General features: G+C 28.9%; 16 protein-coding genes. 8 read left to right on the top strand and 8 right to left on the bottom strand.

Going from position 1 to position 20,050, the window contains the following annotated elements:
* The first annotated feature begins 40 nt into the window (after positions 1 to 40).
* The 5 genes from IPP08_02365 to IPP08_02345 all read left to right on the top strand — a co-directional run bounded on the left by IPP08_02365 (position 41) and on the right by IPP08_02345 (position 5,505).
* A complete protein-coding gene (locus IPP08_02365; GenBank protein QQS67038.1) occupies positions 41 to 2,056 on the top strand; it encodes a hypothetical protein in 2,016 nt (671 codons plus the stop codon).
* 201 nt (positions 2,057 to 2,257) lie between these two features.
* Complete coding sequence (sucB, locus tag IPP08_02360) at positions 2,258 to 3,994, top strand: 2-oxoglutarate dehydrogenase, E2 component, dihydrolipoamide succinyltransferase (GenBank protein QQS67037.1); 1,737 nt, start codon at positions 2,258 to 2,260, stop codon at positions 3,992 to 3,994.
* 177 nt (positions 3,995 to 4,171) lie between these two features.
* Positions 4,172 to 4,438 (top strand): hypothetical protein, encoded by a 267-nt coding sequence (locus IPP08_02355; GenBank protein ID QQS67036.1) that lies wholly within the window; start codon positions 4,172 to 4,174, stop codon positions 4,436 to 4,438.
* A 38-nt stretch (positions 4,439 to 4,476) separates the two neighbouring features.
* The gene (locus IPP08_02350; GenBank protein QQS67035.1) at positions 4,477 to 4,929 is read left to right on the top strand and encodes a winged helix-turn-helix transcriptional regulator; all 453 of its coding nucleotides are present in this window, start codon (positions 4,477 to 4,479) and stop codon (positions 4,927 to 4,929) included.
* 54 nt (positions 4,930 to 4,983) lie between these two features.
* The gene (locus IPP08_02345; protein ID QQS67034.1) at positions 4,984 to 5,505 is read left to right on the top strand and encodes a hypothetical protein; all 522 of its coding nucleotides are present in this window, start codon (positions 4,984 to 4,986) and stop codon (positions 5,503 to 5,505) included.
* 26 nt (positions 5,506 to 5,531) lie between these two features.
* On the opposite strand, the gene IPP08_02340 is transcribed toward IPP08_02345, so the two are convergent.
* Positions 5,532 to 6,953, bottom strand: coding sequence for a PASTA domain-containing protein (locus tag IPP08_02340; protein ID QQS67033.1), 1,422 nt, complete (start codon positions 6,951 to 6,953; stop codon positions 5,532 to 5,534).
* Positions 6,954 to 7,091: 138 nt separating this feature from the next.
* Between IPP08_02340 and IPP08_02335 the strand changes: the two genes are divergently transcribed.
* Positions 7,092 to 7,385, top strand: a complete 294-nt coding sequence (locus IPP08_02335) for a glutaredoxin family protein (GenBank protein ID QQS67032.1) — start codon at positions 7,092 to 7,094, stop codon at positions 7,383 to 7,385.
* On the opposite strand, the gene tal is transcribed toward IPP08_02335, so the two are convergent.
* Entirely contained in the window at positions 7,375 to 8,484 is a 1,110-nt protein-coding gene (gene tal, locus IPP08_02330; GenBank protein QQS67031.1) for a transaldolase, read from the bottom strand. The two genes, IPP08_02335 and tal, sit on opposite strands and share 11 nt — an antisense overlap.
* Before the next feature lie 326 nt (positions 8,485 to 8,810).
* Between tal and IPP08_02325 the strand changes: the two genes are divergently transcribed.
* A complete protein-coding gene (locus IPP08_02325) occupies positions 8,811 to 9,041 on the top strand; it encodes a DUF2795 domain-containing protein (GenBank protein QQS67030.1) in 231 nt (76 codons plus the stop codon).
* 134 nt (positions 9,042 to 9,175) lie between these two features.
* Positions 9,176 to 11,575 (top strand): BamA/TamA family outer membrane protein, encoded by a 2,400-nt coding sequence (locus IPP08_02320; protein ID QQS67029.1) that lies wholly within the window; start codon positions 9,176 to 9,178, stop codon positions 11,573 to 11,575.
* 97 nt (positions 11,576 to 11,672) lie between these two features.
* Here the strand turns inward: IPP08_02320 and ahcY are convergent, their stop codons facing one another.
* The 6 genes from ahcY to nhaA form a co-directional block, all read right to left on the bottom strand.
* Positions 11,673 to 12,950 (bottom strand): adenosylhomocysteinase, encoded by a 1,278-nt coding sequence (ahcY, locus tag IPP08_02315; protein QQS67028.1) that lies wholly within the window; start codon positions 12,948 to 12,950, stop codon positions 11,673 to 11,675.
* A 74-nt stretch (positions 12,951 to 13,024) separates the two neighbouring features.
* Positions 13,025 to 13,564, bottom strand: coding sequence for a class I SAM-dependent methyltransferase (locus tag IPP08_02310; GenBank protein ID QQS67027.1), 540 nt, complete (start codon positions 13,562 to 13,564; stop codon positions 13,025 to 13,027).
* A gap of 86 nt (positions 13,565 to 13,650) precedes the next feature.
* Positions 13,651 to 14,799: a methionine adenosyltransferase gene (locus IPP08_02305; GenBank protein ID QQS67026.1), complete on the bottom strand. Its 1,149-nt coding sequence runs from the start codon at positions 14,797 to 14,799 to the stop codon at positions 13,651 to 13,653.
* Between the two features lie 53 nt (positions 14,800 to 14,852).
* Positions 14,853 to 15,827 carry an NTP transferase domain-containing protein gene (locus tag IPP08_02300; GenBank protein QQS67025.1) on the bottom strand — a complete coding sequence of 325 codons (975 nt, stop codon included), beginning with the start codon at positions 15,825 to 15,827 and terminating at the stop codon, positions 14,853 to 14,855.
* A gap of 209 nt (positions 15,828 to 16,036) precedes the next feature.
* Complete coding sequence (locus IPP08_02295) at positions 16,037 to 18,814, bottom strand: valine--tRNA ligase (GenBank protein QQS67815.1); 2,778 nt, start codon at positions 18,812 to 18,814, stop codon at positions 16,037 to 16,039.
* An 11-nt stretch (positions 18,815 to 18,825) separates the two neighbouring features.
* On the bottom strand, positions 18,826 to 19,998 hold the full coding sequence (gene nhaA / locus IPP08_02290) for a Na+/H+ antiporter NhaA (protein ID QQS67024.1): 1,173 nt from the start codon (positions 19,996 to 19,998) through the stop codon (positions 18,826 to 18,828).
* Positions 19,999 to 20,050 lie beyond the last annotated feature (52 nt).

The following is a 20,050-nucleotide window of genomic DNA, read 5'->3' as shown; positions in this document are numbered from 1 at the left end:
AACTAATTATTGTTTAGCCCAAAAAACTGGGCTTATTAGAGTGAGTGATTTAGATTTTCATGAAGTGGAAATTGGCAAACTCTCTGAGTTTACGTTTATAGTTGAAAACATTTCAAATGTTATTGGAGAGGACATTATAATTAGTTCTGACTACATTTCTAAAGACCCTATTTTTTCAACTATTGATGGTTTTAATTTCCCAATAACTATTAAATCAGGAGGATTTTTTGTTTTCAAGGTTGGGTTTCAACCTGTTTCAGATCAACCATATTCTGACACTATTATTTTTAAATCTAATGCCAAAAATTCATTAAATGGTGATAACAAATGTATCTTAAATGGGTTAGGAATTAAGTCTGATTTTGCTGATGTGAAGTTTGATTGGGGTAGGAGAAAAGTGAATGGGGGATATTTATCAAATTTTGTTTTAAAAAATATAGGGTTAGCAGATGTTGAAGTAACAGGAATTTTATCTGCAGTTGGAGATACAAATATATTTTCAATTTATAATTTAAGCCTGATTAAAAAGAAATTGTTTAGAAAAAATGATTCTTTTTATGTTGTTATTACTTATCAACCTAAAGAAATTGGTTACCATAAAGTTGAGTATATTTTATCGACAAATAAAAAATACCTTACTTTTAAAATTAGTTTATTTGGTACTTCAGTTCAATCAAAACTTTTTACTCAAAATTTTGACTTTGGTTTGATTGAATATGGAAATTATATAAAAAAAACTAAAATTCCATTTTACATCGAGATAAATGAATTTTCAGATTCTTTAACAATTTCTGATATTCAAATTGAAAGTGATAGTAATAAACTTGGAAAAGATTATTCAATATCTAACAAGCAATCTATAAATTTCCCATTCACATTTAAATTAGGTTCTCAAGATACTCTTTGGTTAGATATAGAATTTACTCCTAAAGATAGTGGATTTAGAAATGCAATTATTAAACCAATCATACTTTTTGATTCTGATAACAATTCAAATGTTGAATGTAAACTTGAAGGTAGAGTTGAAAAAACTTTTTTAATTGGATCTGGTGATAGTATTAATAATTTGTGCTACCCAGATTCAGCTATACTAGAAGCTAAAATTACCAACACAAGTAGAACATTTCCTATTGAAATAAGCAATCTAAGGTTAATTGGTGAGTTAGATAAATTTCAGATTTTAAATATTAAGCCATTTGAGAATTTTTCTATAAATCCTAACGAAACAAAAATTATTCGAGTTAAGTACAAAAACAAAATAGACGGATTGTTTAAAACTGCCTTGCAAATAACAAATTCATCAAGTGAAAACGATAAACTATTTGTTAATATTGAAGGTGGATCAGTAAATGTAAATTCAAAACTAAATGTTACAATAAATAAATTCTCAAAATCATTACTCCTTAATTTATTAGATTCATTTAATCTAAATGTTTCATTATCAAATTCATTTTATCCTTTCAAAATTAATCAAGGGATTCTAACCATTTATTATGATTCAACTTCATCTATATTTTTAAATACATTTTCCTATGATCCAGATAAAATTAGTTTATCGATAATTTCCAACGAGACAAATCCAGGAAAAATTGTAATGTTGATTAATTTTCTCAATGATGATTTTGATGTAAATAATTTATTACATCTTAATTTCTCAATTCCATTTACAAAAAGTAGAATTAGTAAGTTTTCTATCAAGTTAGAAATACCAGAATACGATTGTGTTGAAGTTGAGAATGATTCTGTTTTTGTATTAATTAATGAAATCTGTAATAATGAATTGTTTGACAAAAATAATTTCATGATATGCAACCCTTACCCAAATCCATTTAAATCTAATACTATACTTAAATATACAATTGGATTTGATTGTAATGTAAAAATTGATATTGTAGATAAATTGGGGAATCATATAATTCCAGTTGCAAAAGAATTCAAGCAAAAAGGCATTTATGAAAAAGAAATTTCATTTGAAGGATTACCTATTGGTTCATATTTCCTTAGAATTTGGGTTGGAGATTTATATAAAAATTTTCTAATTTCATTAATCAAATAGTAGTTTTTGATAATTAGATATTTTAAAAATTTTGATTTAGAATTTATTTTTTAAGATTATTATGACTGAAACTATTTTGAGATAATACATAAATAATAATCTAAATTTATAAAGTTATTACCTGATCAAATTCTTATTCCGTAAATTTGCAATCTAATTTTTTGTTAAAAACTTAAATCGAAATAATAAATCTTACTAAAAATGTCTCTTGATATAATGATGCCTAAAATGGGCGAGTCTGTTCAGGAAGGAACTATTTTACGTTGGTTAAAGAAACCAGGTGATACTATAGAACGTGACGAAATAATTGCTGAAATTTCAACAGACAAAGTTGATACTGAAATTCCTTCTCCCTATGCTGGAGTATTATCTGAAATATTATTTGAAGAAGGATCAACTGTATTAGTTGGTGTTGTTATTGCTAAAATGGGAGATTTAAACGATAAGTCTGTAAGTCCTCAACCCCAGTTAATTCATGCACCTGAACAGATTAAAGCACCTGAGCAAACTATTGTAGAAATAAAAGAACAAGATGTTATAATTGAATCACCAGTAGATATAAATGATAACTCAGTTAAATCTGAGATTAGAATGCCAAAGATGGGTGAATCTGTTCAAGAAGGGACTATTTTAAGATGGTTAAAAAAGATAGGTGATTCAATAGAACGAGATGAAATAATTGCAGAGATTTCAACTGATAAAGTTGATACTGAAATCCCATCTCCATTAGCAGGTTTTTTGGTTGAAATTGTGGCTCAAGAAGGGGCTGTTGTTCCTGTGAATGAAGTTATTGCATACATTTCATCATCAGTAAAGGGTACTAGCAACTCAACTTCTGTTAGTAATAATCCAATTGCTAATAAAATTGTAAATGTTGAGAATAATCAACAAGTTAAAATTGATAATGCTATTACTTCTAATTCAGTAGTTACTCAATCATTGCCTGGAGTTCCAATCCCTAGAAATTCTAATGGTAAATTCTATTCACCACTTGTTCGTTCAATTGCAGAAAAAGAAAATGTATCTCTTAATGAATTAGACTCAATTAAAGGGAGTGGTGATAAAAGTAGGGTAACAAAATCTGACTTATTAAATTATTTAAATTCTAGGAGTGCAATTTCTCAAGATGCTAACCTGGACTCGAATAAAGAATTAAAACAAACAACTGCTCAAGTTTTTTCATCACAACCAAAGCCTACTCAATCGTATACTAATGCAACTCAGCCAAACCCAGATGTTGAAATTATCCAAATGGATAGAATGCGTCAGCTTATTGCAGAACATATGGTTCGTTCTAAACAAACTTCTCCACACGTATCGGGAGTTGCAGAGGCAGATTTAACTAAAATTGTACATTTAAGAGAAAAACATAAAATTGCATTTGAAAAAAGAGAAGGTGTAAAGTTAACTTTTACTCCATTTTTTATTTATGCTATTGCTAAAGCTTTAAGAAATAATCCATGGATAAATGCATCAGTTGAAGGAACTAATATTATCTTGAAAAAGAGAGTGAATCTTGGTATGGCAACAGCTTTACCAGATGGTAATCTAATAGTACCAGTAATAAAAGATGCAGATAGATTAAGCCTTTCAGGTGTTGCACATGCAGTTCATAACTTAGCTAACAAAGCCAGAACAAAGGCTTTGACACCAGATGATATTTCTGGTGGTACATTTACTTTAACTAATTATGGGGTTTTTGGAATGCTTCATGGAGCACCAATTATTAATCAACCTCAACTTGCTATATTAGGTACTGGTGCTGTTCAGAAAAAAGCAGTTGTTCGACAGATTGAAGGAAATGATATGATAGTTATAAGATCTATGGTTTACCTTTCTATTTCGCATGATCACAGAGTTATTGACGGAATGTTAGGTGGTAAATTTTTGTCTGATGTTGTTTCTATTTTAGAAGGAATTGATGAAAGTGTACTATAAATAATATTAGTTTCAATTTACTTAAGAACAAACCCGCTTAATCTTTTTTTACTTTTGCGGGTTTGTTTTTTTTAATTTACATCTTTGATGAAATATTTTTTTAGAATATTTTTTAAAATATAAAAACTATCTATAAATTTAAGTTTTGAATAATTTCTTTAATTAATATATCAGATAATGGGAATTGTTTTAATGATTTTTTTAAGTTGTGGAGTTTTATTTCTAATTTATTATGGATTCGGAATTGTAAATAGAAAACCCCCAACAACAGAAGAACTAGCTTTAGGGCAAGAAGTTGAATGTCATCTTTGTAAAAAAAAACTTTCAGAGAGCAAAATGATTCACAGAGATAAAATAGCAGGTTTTGTAAATTATTTTTGCGGTGATTGTATTGAGGGTTTACATGATGAATACTTAGAAAAATTTAGAGGATCTGGAAATTAAAACCATTATTATTACTTTTTTATTTTAATTTTTTTATAATGAGAATAGAAGATGAAATAAAACAAACAAAACCATTTAGATCTGAAGAACAAAAGGCTGGAATAAATCTTATGTTTACTTCAAATTGGTATTTATCAAAGAAAAAAAAATTTTTTGAAAAGTATAATATTACATCCCAACAATACAATGTATTAAGAATTTTAAAAGGTGTATATCCTAGTGTTGTTTCAACTTGTGTTATTATGGATAGAATGATTGATAAATATTCTGATGCATCAAGAATTGTTGAAAGATTATTTACTAAAAAATTGATTGATAAGAATGTAAATTTAAATGACAAAAGATTGGTTGATGTAAAAATTAATTCTATTGGAATTTTGTTAATTGTTACAATTGAAAAGGATATAAATCAACTAGATAATTTTATGAGTTCATTAAATCAAGAAGAACTCATTTTACTAAATAAACTCCTTGATAAACTTAGAAATTAGGATTGTAATTAACTTAAAGTTTATTTTATTATTCTTAATAAAAAAATTAGTATTTTGAAAAAGAAAAAGATGTTTGGGATTATAATATTTCTACTTACAAATTTATATTTATCTTATTTATCAAATCTATCAGCTCAAGAAAATAATAAAGATTCAAGTATTTCTAAAAGTATTATAATAAAAAAGAATCCAACAGCAGCAGTATTATTTTCAATTATTCCAGGTGGAGGGCAGTTTTATAATGAACAATATTGGAAAGCCCCGTTATTTATGTTATCATCTGGGTATTTGGTTTATAAAGGTATTCAATGTAATACACTTTTCACTGAGAATTCATCTCTTTTTGAAAATTCAATTATAGGAACTTCTGAGAATTTAACATATAGAACCAGACGTGATTTATACAGAAATGATAGAGATAAAATTATTCTTGGATTAATTGGGGTAATTGGATTGAGTATGATAGATTCTTACGTTAGTGCTCATCTTTATGACTTTGATGTAGATGATAAACTTACATCAAATTTAATTATTACTCCAAATAATATTTCAATGAATCTTCAAATCAAATGGTAATAGTAATTTGTTTAATAATTAATAAACTACTCATCTCTTTTTATAACTGGTAACCCATTTCCAGGATTGATTTTCTTAACTAATGGTTTATTTATTTTAGTATTTTTGGGTATAATTACTTTTTTTACTAAAGGGTTTTTAACTAGATTTTGTGTAGGGTTGTTATTTTTTAATGGCTGTAATGCTGTTTTTTTTGAATTAACATTTTGATTAGATAAACTCCCATTAGTTTTCAAATCATTAGTTGTCTTAACCACATTTTTATTATTAACAAAAGATGTACTATTATGTACATTCTTAGCATTTAAAGGAGTTTTTGGGACATTGTTACTTTTATCATTACTAACTTTTGTTTGAGTAATTGGTTTTGAATTAGAACTCTTTTGTTTAGTAATTGAAGATAAATCTTTCACCATTCTCTCTGGTAATTTGTCTTTAACATTTTTGAGTTTACCATTATTATTTAAAGAAGTATTACCTAATTGAATTTTTTTATCAACATTAATAGTAGTTGATAAATTATTATTGTTATTTCCAAATCCACTTTGATTAATTGATTTATTTTCATCAAGCAACTCCTTAACTTTAGCAGTGTCTTTAAGCAAACTACCTGGTTTTACTGCAACAGTTACATTCACATAGGAATATTGTGCAACAGATGTGTATGCTGATAAAGATTGAGCAATAATTAAATTTGCCTCATAAGATTCAGTTTCCTTATAAGAAATTTTTCCGAGTGAAAGTCCAGCAATTGCAAGCTTTGCTCGAGCATCATCAATGTTAACTCCAATTAGGCTAGGCATCATAGTTTGTGCTACAGATTTGCCTCTAGAAATCATCATATCAACCTTTGTTCCTGGTCTTGCCATAGCAGTTGGTTGCATAGATTGACCTGAAACTTTGCCAGGTTCAATAGTATCACAAAATTCATAAACAATTTCACCAACATCCATACCAACTCTAATTAGATTTATTCGAGCCTGCCTCAATTCCAACCCAATTAAATTAGGTACAAATTCTAAATTCTCACCACGGCTGACTGTTAAATATATTCTTCTACCTTGCTTTGTTTGAGAACCTGCATAAGGTAATTGCATAACAACTGTTCCAGCTGGAGATCTTGCATCAAACCTAGGTTCAGATTTTTTAACTTCAAATCCTAATTTTACTAGTTTATCTTCAGCTTCTTCATATTTTATTCCAAGTACATTTGGAACCTGTGCAACTGCTCCAAGCTTTACATACCAGGGCATTATAACTTTATCTAAAAGAACAATTGCTCCAAACCCTAACAAAATAGCTAAAAAAGCAAATAGAATTATTTTCCATTTACTAAATCTTTTTTTGTTATTTAAATTACCCTGACCTAAATTATTTGTAGTATTACGACTCACAGAACTAATAATATTAGATGTTCTGGGCTTATTTGGTTCTCCGCTAAAATTCATTAATATTTAAAATTTCAATTGTAATACTAAACAATATTTGTAAATTAAAGTTTAAATTTTCTTCACTTAAATTATGACTAAAAACTATGAATCCGTTGCAAATTATTTTTGTTATTATTTATAAATATCTAAAAAACAATGCCTAGTATTTTTTCAAAATTGTTGTATTTTTTTAAAAGTCCTAAAATAATACCTAATGTATTAGTTCTTTCAAAAATTGACTGCCATTTATGTGATGAAGCAATAGATACAATTCTTAAGGTAAAATCAAAACATAAATTTAATTTAGAAATTATTAAAATCAATATAGGTGATAATTGGTATGAATCTTATTGGGATAAAATCCCTGTAATTTTTATACATAAAAGATTAGCATTCAAATATAGATTAACTGAAAATGAATTTATAAAAAAATTAAATGCTAAATATTAGAATTGTTTGATTGATTTCTTTTAGATTCTAATTTGTCAAACAACCCATCAAATGAAACAATAAACTTACTTACCCCATCTTCGAGTAAATTTTGCATTACTAAATTAATATCAATCCCAACTTCTGAAAGATTTTTTAATACTTCATCAGCAGAACCAATTGCTGAGAAAATATTTTTTGAAGTATCAGCATGATCTAGAATACCAACAAGAGTTTCAGGTGGAACTGTATTTACAGTGTTTGGTGCAATTAGATTATCTACATACATTAAATCTGGGTAAGATGGATCTTTTGTTGATGTACTAGCCCAAAGTGGTCTTTGTGGCTTTCCACATTCATTAGCAATCTTATTCCATCTGTCACTTGAAAACAAATTTTGATAGTGTTGATAAATAATTTGTGTGTTGGCAATTGCTGCTTTTCCCTTTAAATTTAACGCTTCAATTGAACCTATATTATCAAGTTGTGAATCTATCATTCCATCAATTCTACTTACAAAAACACTAGCAACAGAATTGATATTTGAAATATCACCTCCATTAGATAATCTTTCCTCTAAGCCATTGATATAAGCATTTGAAACATCTATATATTGTTGTAATGAAAACATCAAGGTTACATTCACGTTAATCCCTTTTGAAATGGTTTTTGTGATTGCAGGTAAACCTTCTTTAGTTGCAGGAATTTTAATCATTAAATTTGGTTTATTAATCATAGACCAAAGTTTTTCTGCTTCATTTATTGTGCCTGTAGTATCAAAAGCTAATTTAGGGTTAACTTCTAATGAAATAAATCCATCACTTTTATTTGATGAATCATAAACCCCTTTGAGTATATCACATGCAGACTTAATATCATCAATCATTATTCCTGTAGCAACTTCAGATGTAGTTTTACCTTGAGAATAAAGTTCCGTTATTTGAGAATCATATTCATTACCACTTGCCACTGCCTTTTCAAAAATGCTTGGATTTGAGGTCATGCCTCTAATACCTTTGGCAACATATTCTGCCATTTTACCAGATGAAATAAAATCTCTACTGATAAAGTCATACCAAATTGATTGACCTTGATTTAGAATTAATTCTAGAGGATTCATTTGTTAATTTAAAATTTTAAAGACAGAATATCTAATCATAAGTTATTATAATTGGCAAAACTAAAAGTTAAGTATTAATTGAACGAATAATTTTTACATTAGGTTATTTCTAACTAATTTTATAACAGATATTCACATTATAATTATTCTCATTTCATATTAAATAGTGAATAGATAATTTTAATACTTCAATTTAAGAATAAAATAAAATTTGAATTTTAAAATATTTATTCATTTAATTTCAATTAAATTTTATTTTCGCGGTTGTTATTTTAATTAATATTTTTTTCCGACAAATTTTTAAACTAAAACCTGATACAAATACTATGCTTTGGACACCAGATCTAGCCCGCTATCTTGAGGAAGCACCTTGGCCAGCAACAAAGGAAGAATTGCTTGATTATGCTAACCGCACTGCTGTTCCACTTCAAGTTATTGAAAACCTACAAGAGCTAACAGATGACGAAGAGGCAATTTACGACAACATTGAGGATATTTGGCCTGAAGCATTTAATCATGATGATATGTATATGGATGAAGATGTAGATGATTATTAATAAATTTGTTAATTAATCATATATTTACTTTTATACAACCCAAATTGATTTATTAATTAAGGGAACTTATTGTAACGAAATTTAATAATATAATTTTGTTAAAATATCTTCCCTATTTTTATTTTTACTCATATATGAAAAATGATCAAAATAAATATCTAAATTTTAGTTTAATTCTATTTGCTCCTTTCTTTTTTTTGATAAACTTCTATAATTTATCAGCTCAAACAGAAATACAAGAATTAGCTTTAACACCAGTAATTACTAAGGTTTCAATTGTTGGGAATAAAAGTTTTACTTCAGATATTTTATCAACTCTCTTTTCAACTAAGTCTAGCGAATCAACTCTTAGAAACGGTATTATGTTACCATTTTATACACTTTCAATTTCAAAGTATTTCAATTCACAACATGACTCAATTCTAAAAAAAAGAATGGACGAACTTTCTATTCCACCTCAAAGATTAGATATGAAAAAATTGAAAAATGATTTAGAAAAATTGAGATCATTTTACTTCGATAACGGGTTCCATTCTTCTAAAATATATTGTAGTTTGAAAAGAGATACTGTAAAAAATATTGTTTATCCAACATTTGTTGTTAATGAAGGTCCTCCCTATTTATTAAACAATATTGTATATTTAGGTTTAGATTCATTAGAAACATTTATAAAATACAAAATTGGGAATGAGAATAGGATAAATTTAATTGGAGAAAGGTTTTCTTCGGAATTACTATCTCAAGATAGTGGTAGGGTTGTTAATATCCTTCGTAATCAGGGTTATCCATTTGCTAGTGGTACTCCTGGAACACTTGGTTCTGTAAGTATTTTTGAAGATTCATTGAATAATAAATATCTTGATAGTGCAATACTTTTTTTTACAACAGGATCAAGATATAAATTTGGAAAACTTGACAGTAATAACTTTAAAATAAATATTGGGAAAGCTAGTAAAACTTTAAATAAAAAATTCATTTTTGATATATGTCCTTTTAATGAAGGAGATTGGTTCTCTGTTAATAAATTATCAGAATTTGAAGTTTCTTTAAGAACACTTCCTTTTGTTTCCAAGCTACATATGAAAAATGTAATTGATACAATAACTAATCAAATATTTGTAAGTATTGATTTAGAACTCACAGAGTTAAGTGGCTTGGAAGGTGTTCTTTCATTCTCTTTAACTGGAACTGAATCTATAAATGATACTACTTTTTATGGTTTTAGTGCTTCAGCAAATGGTTCTTATAAAAAGATGAACATAACTGGAAATGCAGATCAAATTGGTTTTAAAGGTTCAATAACTTTAAATGCCTTAACCAATTTCAAGCAATTATTGTTGAATGATTATCCAAATTTATCATTAGGAATTGAATATCTAAATTCTGCTTATTCTGTAAATTTCAATGTTGGTTATAGTAGCGAAAAATCACCTTTAAATACAAGTAATGAATTAAATAATTTCTTTGGAAATATTACTTTTGCAAAAGGGATAAAATTTAATACTTATACTTTTTTTCAAAGAGCACTCCTTAATTTCAATTTGAATTATAAGGAATATATAGATATTAATAGTTACAATGCAATAGAAGTAAACAATATTTTCTCAACTTTGAATGGAACTAATTGTGTAGATACTAATAGAATAAATGGCGAGATTTCAAAGTTACTGATAGAGAATATTTACAAATTACAATATTCACAAGGAGATGATTTAGATTACGTAACTAATCCACTTGTAAAAGATAATTTTGATGCTCTAAAGTTAAAAATTACATTGAATGGGAATCTAATTCATGATAAAAGGAACGATTTCTTTAACCCAACAGATGGGAATATCTTAACTTTAAATACAGAAATTGGAACACTTGGTTTTAAAAGTTTTTGGTTGAAATTGGAATATGATTACAGATGGTATTATCCTTTAAATGCTAATTCTTCACTCGCATTTAGGAATCATGCAGGGTGGATTATAGAACCAAGTGCTCTAAAACTTACTCCCCCTCAATCACGGTTTTTTGTTGGAGGAGCAAATAGTTGTAGAGGTTGGGAAAATAACAATTTGTTAGCCACTGTACCCCCACCTCCTCAAGAGTTTGATCCATTAATTAGAAGTTGTATTGCACCATTAGCTCAAAGGTTGTTACAGAAGAGTATAAGTATTTTTGGTGGTATTGGTGTTTTTGAAACAAGTTTCGATTTTAGAGTTTCAAGGTTATTTAAATTACCAGAAACAAACTCCTTTAATCGTCAGTTAAATAATATTGGTTTAATTATTTTTATAGATGCTGGGAACGCTTTTTATCGTGATTTTCAAAATGAAAGTTTAGCAGGAACTAATATACTTGATCATATTGCATGGTCATTTGGTGGTAGCTTAACTTATAACACTCCTGCTGGTATTATTCGATTCACTCCTGCTTTGCAAATCTATGAACCAATCTACCCAAATTTAAATTCGATTAGTAATAGATATTTTTATAAAAGATTTTCTGATGCTTGGACTTTTCATATTTCATTAGGACAAGCATTTTAACTCAGTAGAATTTAAATAAAAAAAATCCCAACTGAAAAGTAATATTACAATTTCATTTGGGAAATTATCTATAAAATATCTTTAAAAAAAAAACTACTTATGTTCCAACAGCATATTCATTCATATATTCAATTTGATCAGAAGTTAAAGAATCTATATTTATACCCATTGTTTCTAATTTCATTTTAGCTATCATTTGGTCTTGTTCTAAAGTAATATCATAAACCTTATTTTCCCAACGAGTATCACTCTTATCCATTTCAGCTAATCGAACTTGTGATAAAAACTGATTCGCAAACGACATATCCATAACTTCTGAAGGGTGCCCTTCAGCTGCAGCCAAATTTACTAACCTTCCTTCTGCTAGAACATAAATTTTGCGACCATCTTTCATTATATATTCTTCATTATTATCCCTTATTGTTCTTTTAGAAACAGAGAGCTCTTGTAATTCGTCAATTTTTATTTCACAATCATAATGCCCAGTATTACAAACAATTGCACCCTCTTTCATTGAAGCAAAATGTTTTCCAGTTATAATATCTTTAATACCTGTTGCAGTAATAAATATGTCACCAATTTTTGCAGCATCTTCCATTTCCATTACTCTCATTCCTTCTAAAGTAGCCTTTAATGCAGCTGTTGGTTTGATCTCAGTAATTATTACATTTGCCCCCATTCCTTTAGCTCTTAAAGCAACACCCTTTCCGCAATGTCCGTATCCTGCAACAACAATATTTTTTCCAGCTAGCATTACAGATGTAGCTCTAATAACTCCATCTAATGTTGATTGTCCTGTACCATAAACATTATCAAAATCCCATTTTGTTTCTGCATCATTTACAGCAATTACAGGATATTTTAAAGCTCCATCAGCAGCCATTGCTCTCAAACGATGAACACCAGTTGTAGTTTCTTCAGTACCACCAACCATGGTTTCAATTAAATGAGGATATTTGTTGTGTACAGTAAAAATTAAATCTGCACCATCATCTAATGATAAGTTTGGATTAATTAATAAAGTCTGATCAATACACCAATAAAACTCTTCTACATTTAATCCATGCCAAGCATAAATTTTGACACCCTCTTCAGCTAAAGCAGCTGCAACTGCATCGTGAGTTGATAATGGATTACAACCAGACCATGAAATTTCTGCACCAGCTTCTCTTAATGTTCTAATTAAAACTGCAGTTTCTTTTGTTACATGTAAGCAACCTGCAATTCTATAACCAGCAAGTGGTTTTGTTTCTGAGTACTTTTTTCTTAAAGACATCATTACTGGCATTCTACTTTCTGCCCAGTCTATAAGTTTACGACCTTCATCGGCTAAACTAATATTAGCAACTTTGTATTTTCCTTCTACTTGATCCATTTTCTAATTTGTTATAATTTTATGTTATTAATTAATCTTTTTTAAAAATTTTTGCTATCATTATTTAAAATAATCTACTTAATCGCTTTCATTCTAAAATAGATATTTTCAGGTCGAAAAATATATGCAAACAATTGTTCCCATCTATGAGAAAATTTATTTGCTAACCAAGCAACTCCAGTAATCCTCCAAAGTTTTGGGAATTCAATTGTTCGTTCCAAAAATTTGAATCTTGATTCTGTATATAGTAAATTTGGTTTATCAGCATTAAATCCATCAAATGCATAAATGCTAAAAAATCTTTTATGTGTTGGGTCTCCGTAAGCATAGTATCCAGCATAATGAGGAGTTCTTAAACGAAGTTCAGCCCCATTTTTACAGACTCTATAAACCTCATTTAATGTTCCTGGTACGTTTTCGAGATGCTCTACAACATCTTGCATAATTACTAAATCAAAATAATCACTTTCTAATGGATATGGAAAATTATCTAGATTATGTAAAATATCTGCATCTGAAATATTGCTCAAATCAACACCTACAACTTCAATTGCTTGGCTAAACTCAGGGAAATCATTCTTTTTATTTCCACATCCAAGATTAAGAACTCTCATAAAAAACAAGATATTATAAATGAAAGTTCATTATTAAATTGTATTAAACACAAACCCCTTACAAAAAAAAAATTGTATTTTTCCAATTATTTAACTGCCTTTTGAATTTGTTTTACTAGGTTTGTCTGTTCCCATGAATATTCTGGTTTACCAAAGTGTCCATATGCAGCAGTATTTCTGTAAATAGGACGACGCAAATTCAATCTTTTAATGATTCCTTTTGGAGTCATATCAATCTCTTTAAGTAAAATTTCTGATAACTTACTATTACTAATTTCTCCTGTTCCATGAGTGTCAGCATATAATGAAACTGGCTCTGCTACACCTATTGCATAAGAAACCTGAATTGTACAACGGCTTGCTAGTCCTGCTGCAACTACATTTTTTGCTAGATGACGAGTTGCATAAGCTGCACTCCTATCAACTTTTGATGGATCTTTACCACTAAAAGCACCCCCCCCATGTGGAGCTGCACCACCATAAGTATCAACTATTATCTTCCTTCCAGTTAATCCTGTATCTCCATGAGGTCCCCCAATTTCAAAATTTCCAGTTGGATTAACATGATAAATTGTGTTTTTATCCAACATATTTTTTGGCAATACTTTTGGAAAAACATATTTATTTAAATCATCTAAAATTGACTTTTGCATTATTGCAGGACTTTTAAATGGATCATGTTGAGTTGAAACAACAATTGTATGAATACGTTTTGGTTTGAAATCATCACCATATTCAATTGTTACTTGACTTTTAGAATCTGGACGTAAATAAGACATTGGAGAGTTTTTCATTTTTCTTACTTCTGCCAATCGCGACATAATTCGGTGAGAGAACATCAGGGCTGCCGGCATTAACTCTTGAGTTTCATCACAAGCATATCCAAACATCATCCCTTGATCTCCTGCACCACCTGTATCAACACCCATTGCAATATCAGGAGATTGAGAATGCACAGCATTTATTACTCCACAAGAATCTGCATCAAATCTATATTCTGGCTTTGTGTAACCAATTTGTCTAATTGTTTCTCTAGCCACATCATCGAAATTAATATAAGTTTTAGTAGTAATTTCTCCACCAATAACCACCAATCCAGTTGTACAAAAAGTTTCACAAGCAACTCTTGCATTTGGATCTTTAGCAATAATTGCATCAAGTATTGCGTCAGATATTTGATCGGATACTTTGTCTGGATGCCCTTCAGAAACAGATTCAGATGTGAATAAAAACATTTTTAATAAATTTATATTTTTTGTTGATTAATTTTTTAATTTTCACTAAGATACTATCCTAAATATAATTCAGAATTAGCACCTATATTTACTTTTCTCCAATTGCCTCTTACTACACTATTATTTCCAATAATTGATTCATTTAGCATTGCTTGCTCAACCAATGCATTATCCCCAACAATTGAATTTGTTATAATAGAATCTTTAACTATTGCACCCTCAGCAATTGTTGCAAATGGTCCTATTACAGAGTTTCTAATTTGTGCACTTGGAGCAATATGTACAGGAGGATTTATTACCACTCCAGGTAATTCTCTCTCTAAAGATTTTTTATCGAGTAGGTGACGATTTGTTTCAAGTAATGTTTCAGGCTTACCACAATCTAACCAGCCATCTACATTAAATGTTGTAAATTTTTCACCACGATCTATCATTTTTTGTAAAGCATCAGTTAGTTGATACTCACCTTTGTTACGTTCATTCTTAGTCACCAATTCATCTAAACATTCAGATAATACTCTTGGTTGTTTAATGAAATACAATCCGACAATAGCTAAGTTTGTTGTTGGAAATTCTGGCTTTTCTATCAATTTACTAATAGACAACCCATTCAATTCTACAACTCCAAATCTACGAGGATCATCAACTCTTTTTACACCTATAGAAGAAACTTTACCAATTAGTACTGGGCGTAAATCTACATCAAAAATAGTATCCCCTAAAATTATCAGAAGTGGTTCATCTCCCAAATCTTCCTTTGCTAACATAATAGCATGACCCAAACCTTGTGGTTCTTTTTGCTCTATAAATTTTACATCAAATGTATAATTCTTCCGAACATAATCCTCTACCATTTCCCCCATGTAACCTACAATAATAGTTGCAGATGTAACCCCTTCCGATAGTATCTTATCTAAGATATGACCAAGTATTGGCTTTCCTGCTACATTTAGCAAGACTTTTGGAGATGTATATGTATGTGGTCTTAACCTACTCCCAAGACCTGCAACTGGTATTATTGCTTTCATAGTGGGTGCAAAATTAAGGAATGTAAAACAAGTGTATTGAAATAATTTGTTACGGTGGATTTTAGAATTTTAGTATAACAATTTACTTTAAAAATGACTGAATATCACTTACTTTTCCAATAAAAATAATAGATTTATTGGAAGAATTTTTCTACTTAATAAATTAATTTGACTTCTTTAAATTATTACTACTCTTATCATTCAAAAAACTAATTCATTGCTTTTAAACTCTCATTTAATTTAATAATTGCATCACTAAAATTAGCTAGTTTATTTTTTTCTGATTCAACAACATTTTCTGGAGCACCTGACATAAATTTTTCATTATTGAGTTTAGACTCTACACCTTTTATCTGACCTTCTAATCTAGAAATCTCTTTTATAATTTTTTCTTTTTCTTTATCTAAATCTATCAAACCTTCTAAATGAACGAAAACTTCACATCCGTAAATTACCTCACTTGCAGAAAGATTTGGCTTTTCAATTTGATCTGAAATTATTAAATTTTCAATTTTACCTAATAACTTTAATAATTTTTCAGAAGATTTTATAAATGTTATTAGCTCAAAATCTGAAGATTTAATTGATACGTCAATCTTTTTACTAGGTGATGCATTTGCTCCACTTCTCATTCTTCGAATTGACTCAATTAAAAGTTGCAAGATGTTAAACTCTTTTTCAATGTTTAAATCTATATTTTCTTTTTTATATTTTGGAAATTCTGCAATACAAATTGATTCGTTATCATTTCTATTATATATATTTTGCCAAAGTTCTTCTGTAACAAAAGGCATAATTGGGTGAACCATACATAGAATATTTTCAAATAAACTAATTCCAAAATTAATTTGTTTTTGATTACTCTCAATTGAATTTCCTTGAGTTTCAGCTTTTAAAAATTCAACATACCAATCACAAAAATCTCCCCATACAAAATCATAAATTAACTTTGAGTATTCGCCCATTTTAAAATCTTTTAACGCACGTTCTATATTAAATAATGAATTATTAAAACGTGATAAAATCCATTTGTCAGAAGTTGTAACTGGTATTAAATTCGTATGCTCACTATGAATGTATTCAATCTCAACAAAATCTTCATTAATTAAATCTGATTCATTAACTTCTACTTTAAAAGCATCATTCCTTTTCATTAAAAGGAACCTACAAGCATTCCACATTTTATTTGCAAAATTCCTACCAAGATCGCACATTTGCTCTGTAAACCTAATATCTTGACCATGAGGAGCAGAATATATTATTGTAAATCTCAATGCATCTGCACCATATTTTTCTATAACATTCAAAGGGTCGGGCGAATTACCTAATGACTTTGAAAGTTTTCTTCCTTTTTCATCTCTTATTATTGAAGTAAAATAAACGTCCTTAAATGGAATTAAATCTTTTAATTCTTTCCTTTCAGATCCGTCAGCCATATTAACAGATGGCATAAATTCCAATCCTGCAATTATCATTCTTGCAACCCAAAAGAAAATAATATCTGGTCCTGTAACTAATAAATTTGTTGGATAAAAGTATTTCAAATCTTTTTCATTTATTTCATCACTTCCCCAACCATGAACAGAAAAAGGCCATAACCAACTTGAAAACCAAGTATCTAATGCGTCTTCATCTTGTTTGATTACAACTTCTTTTGATACATTTAATTTAGTACGAGCTTCATCCTCATTATGAGCTGCAGTATATTGACCAGATTCTGTATAATAAACAGGGATTCTATGACCCCACCAAAGCTGCCTAGAAATGGGCCAATCCCTAATATTTTTCATCCAATTATTATAGGTTTTTGTCCAATGCTCAGGGTGAATTTTAATCAAACCAATATTTACAACTTCAATTGCTGGTTTTGATAATTCTTTCATTGACATAAACCATTGATCTGATAAAAAAGGTTCTATTTGCTCTCCTCCTCTTTCACTAAAACCAACTGAATGTATGTAGTCTTCTTGGCTAATTAATGTCCCTTCAAGTTCTAAAAGTTCAATTGTTTTTTTCCTTGCAATAAACCTTTCCATTCCTGCAATTGGTCCAGCAAGATTGTTCATTGTCCCGTCAGGATTTAAAGTATTTATTATCTCAAGCCCATGCCTAATTCCAACTTCATAATCATTTATATCATGAGCTGGAGTAATTTTTAATGCACCTGTACCAAAATCAATTTCTACATAATTATCAGCAATAACAGGAACTAATCTGCCAACTACTGGAACAACTACATTTTTCCCAATAAGATGTTTGTACCTGATGTCTTCAGGATTAACTGCTACTGCAACATCACCCCAAATAGTTTCTGGTCTAACGGTAGCTATACAAATTCCTTCTCCTCCATTTTCCTCTTTATACTTAAGATTATATAATTTATCTTTAACTTCTTTATGAATCACCTCCTCATCGCTAATAGTTGTCTGCATTTTAGGAGACCAGTTTACTATTTTTTTTCCTCTATAAATTAACCCTTTATCAAAAAGTTTGACAAACACATCAGTCACAGCTTTTGATAATGTAGGTTCCATAGTAAATCTTTCTCGACCCCAATCAACAGAAACACCTAATGATTTTAGTTGTTGGAAAATTATACCACCATATTTATTTTTCCATTCCCAAACTTTCTCAACAAATTTTTCACGTCCAAGTTCCTTGTAATCAATCCCTTCAAGTTTCAAAGCTTCAACAACTTTGGCTTGAGTTGCTATTCCAGCATGATCTATACCAGGAATCCAACAAGCTTCAAACCCACTCATTCTGTGCCACCTAATATATAAATCCTGAATAGTGTTGTTCAACACATGGCCTAGAGTTAAAATTCCTGTGACATTTGGAGGAGGAATAACAATTGTATATGGAGTTTTTCCTGAAGATGAATCTGCTTCGAATAGTTTATTATCATACCAGTATTTATACCATTTATTTTCAGACAAGTTTGGATCAAAAGATTTTGTGAGCATAATTATATTAATAGAATTTATTTAATTTAAAATCAAGCAGATTTAGTTTTTACTTTTCCTTTACTATTTTTAAGAATTAGATAGCCTATGAAACCTGCTGAACATGAAGATATAATAATAGCAAGTTTAGATTGAGAAATAATTTCTTCATTTTTAAAGGCAAGCATTGTTATAAAAATTGACATTGTAAAGCCAATTCCAGCAAGAAAACCAACACCAATTATTTGATTCCATGTAACACCTTGTGGCAATGAAACTAGTCTAGATTTTATAGATAAATATGTTGCTGATAATACTCCAATTGGTTTACCTAAAATTAACCCCAATCCTATTCCAAAACAATGAGGTTCAACTAAAGCACTAAAAGCATTAGAATTTATAACAATTGATGTATTTGCTAAAGCAAAAATAGGCATTATAATAAAATTTACTGGCTTCAGAAGCATATGCTCTAAATTAATTGAGATTGACTTTTTAGAATCTTTATCTAATGGAATTACAAAAGCAAGAAGTACACCAGATATAGTTGCATGAATACCAGATCTATACATAAAATACCATAATGGTATGCCGAGAACTAGATAAACCCATAATTTTCGAACTTTCAATTTATTCAATCCATAAATAAAAATTAAAGTAAATAAAGCGTACAAACAAAATTGCAATTGAAATCCATGCCCATAAAATAATCCAATAATAATTATTGCTCCTAAATCATCAATAACAGCAAGTGCTGTTAAAAATACTTTTAATGACGATGGAACTCTTTCTCCTAACAATGATAAAACTCCTAAAGCAAATGCAATATCTGTGGCAGATGGAATTGCCCATCCTGAAATTGTATCTTTCCCAAGATTACTTAATATATATAATAATGCAGGAAATACCATTCCAAATAATGCAACTATAAATGGCAATACTCCTTTTTTAAATGTAGATAATTCACCAATTACTAATTCCCTTTTAATTTCTAATCCAACTAATAAAAAAAATATCGCCATAACAAAATCATTTATCCAAAATAATATATCACCAGGAATTTTAATTTCATTCAATGATAAATTTATATTAGTTTCCCATAATTCTGGATACCAGTTTGTTGTATTTGCAAGTATCAATGAAATTAAAGTACAACCTATTAGCAAAATTCCCCCAGATTGAGAACCATCTAAGAACTCCTTTAAAACATTTAACTTTTTATTCATTTTAAATTAAATTGATAATTTTTATCGCAATTTAAAACTTATGATTGAATTG

Source organism: Chlorobiota bacterium, assembly GCA_016700335.1.
GTDB lineage: Bacteria > Bacteroidota > Ignavibacteria > OLB7 > OLB7.
The sequence above is the reverse complement of the archived record's forward strand: the minus strand, read 5'-3'. Positions and strand labels throughout refer to the sequence as shown.

What these genes read in the sequence shown, in the direction of transcription:
- IPP08_02325 (QQS67030.1), top strand. Translation starts at nt 8,811, where the DNA reads ATGCTTTGGACACCAGATCTAGCCCGCTATCTTGAGGAAGCACCTTGG.
- sucB (QQS67037.1), top strand. Translation starts at nt 2,258, where the DNA reads ATGTCTCTTGATATAATGATGCCTAAAATGGGCGAGTCTGTTCAGGAA.
- tal (QQS67031.1), bottom strand. Translation starts at nt 8,484, where the DNA reads ATGAATCCTCTAGAATTAATTCTAAATCAAGGTCAATCAATTTGGTAT.
- IPP08_02300 (QQS67025.1), bottom strand. Translation starts at nt 15,827, where the DNA reads ATGAAAGCAATAATACCAGTTGCAGGTCTTGGGAGTAGGTTAAGACCA.
- IPP08_02355 (QQS67036.1), top strand. Translation starts at nt 4,172, where the DNA reads ATGGGAATTGTTTTAATGATTTTTTTAAGTTGTGGAGTTTTATTTCTA.
- IPP08_02340 (QQS67033.1), bottom strand. Translation starts at nt 6,953, where the DNA reads ATGAATTTTAGCGGAGAACCAAATAAGCCCAGAACATCTAATATTATT.
- IPP08_02335 (QQS67032.1), top strand. Translation starts at nt 7,092, where the DNA reads ATGCCTAGTATTTTTTCAAAATTGTTGTATTTTTTTAAAAGTCCTAAA.
- IPP08_02320 (QQS67029.1), top strand. Translation starts at nt 9,176, where the DNA reads ATGAAAAATGATCAAAATAAATATCTAAATTTTAGTTTAATTCTATTT.
- nhaA (QQS67024.1), bottom strand. Translation starts at nt 19,998, where the DNA reads ATGAATAAAAAGTTAAATGTTTTAAAGGAGTTCTTAGATGGTTCTCAA.
- IPP08_02350 (QQS67035.1), top strand. Translation starts at nt 4,477, where the DNA reads ATGAGAATAGAAGATGAAATAAAACAAACAAAACCATTTAGATCTGAA.
- ahcY (QQS67028.1), bottom strand. Translation starts at nt 12,950, where the DNA reads ATGGATCAAGTAGAAGGAAAATACAAAGTTGCTAATATTAGTTTAGCC.
- IPP08_02305 (QQS67026.1), bottom strand. Translation starts at nt 14,799, where the DNA reads ATGTTTTTATTCACATCTGAATCTGTTTCTGAAGGGCATCCAGACAAA.
- IPP08_02310 (QQS67027.1), bottom strand. Translation starts at nt 13,564, where the DNA reads ATGAGAGTTCTTAATCTTGGATGTGGAAATAAAAAGAATGATTTCCCT.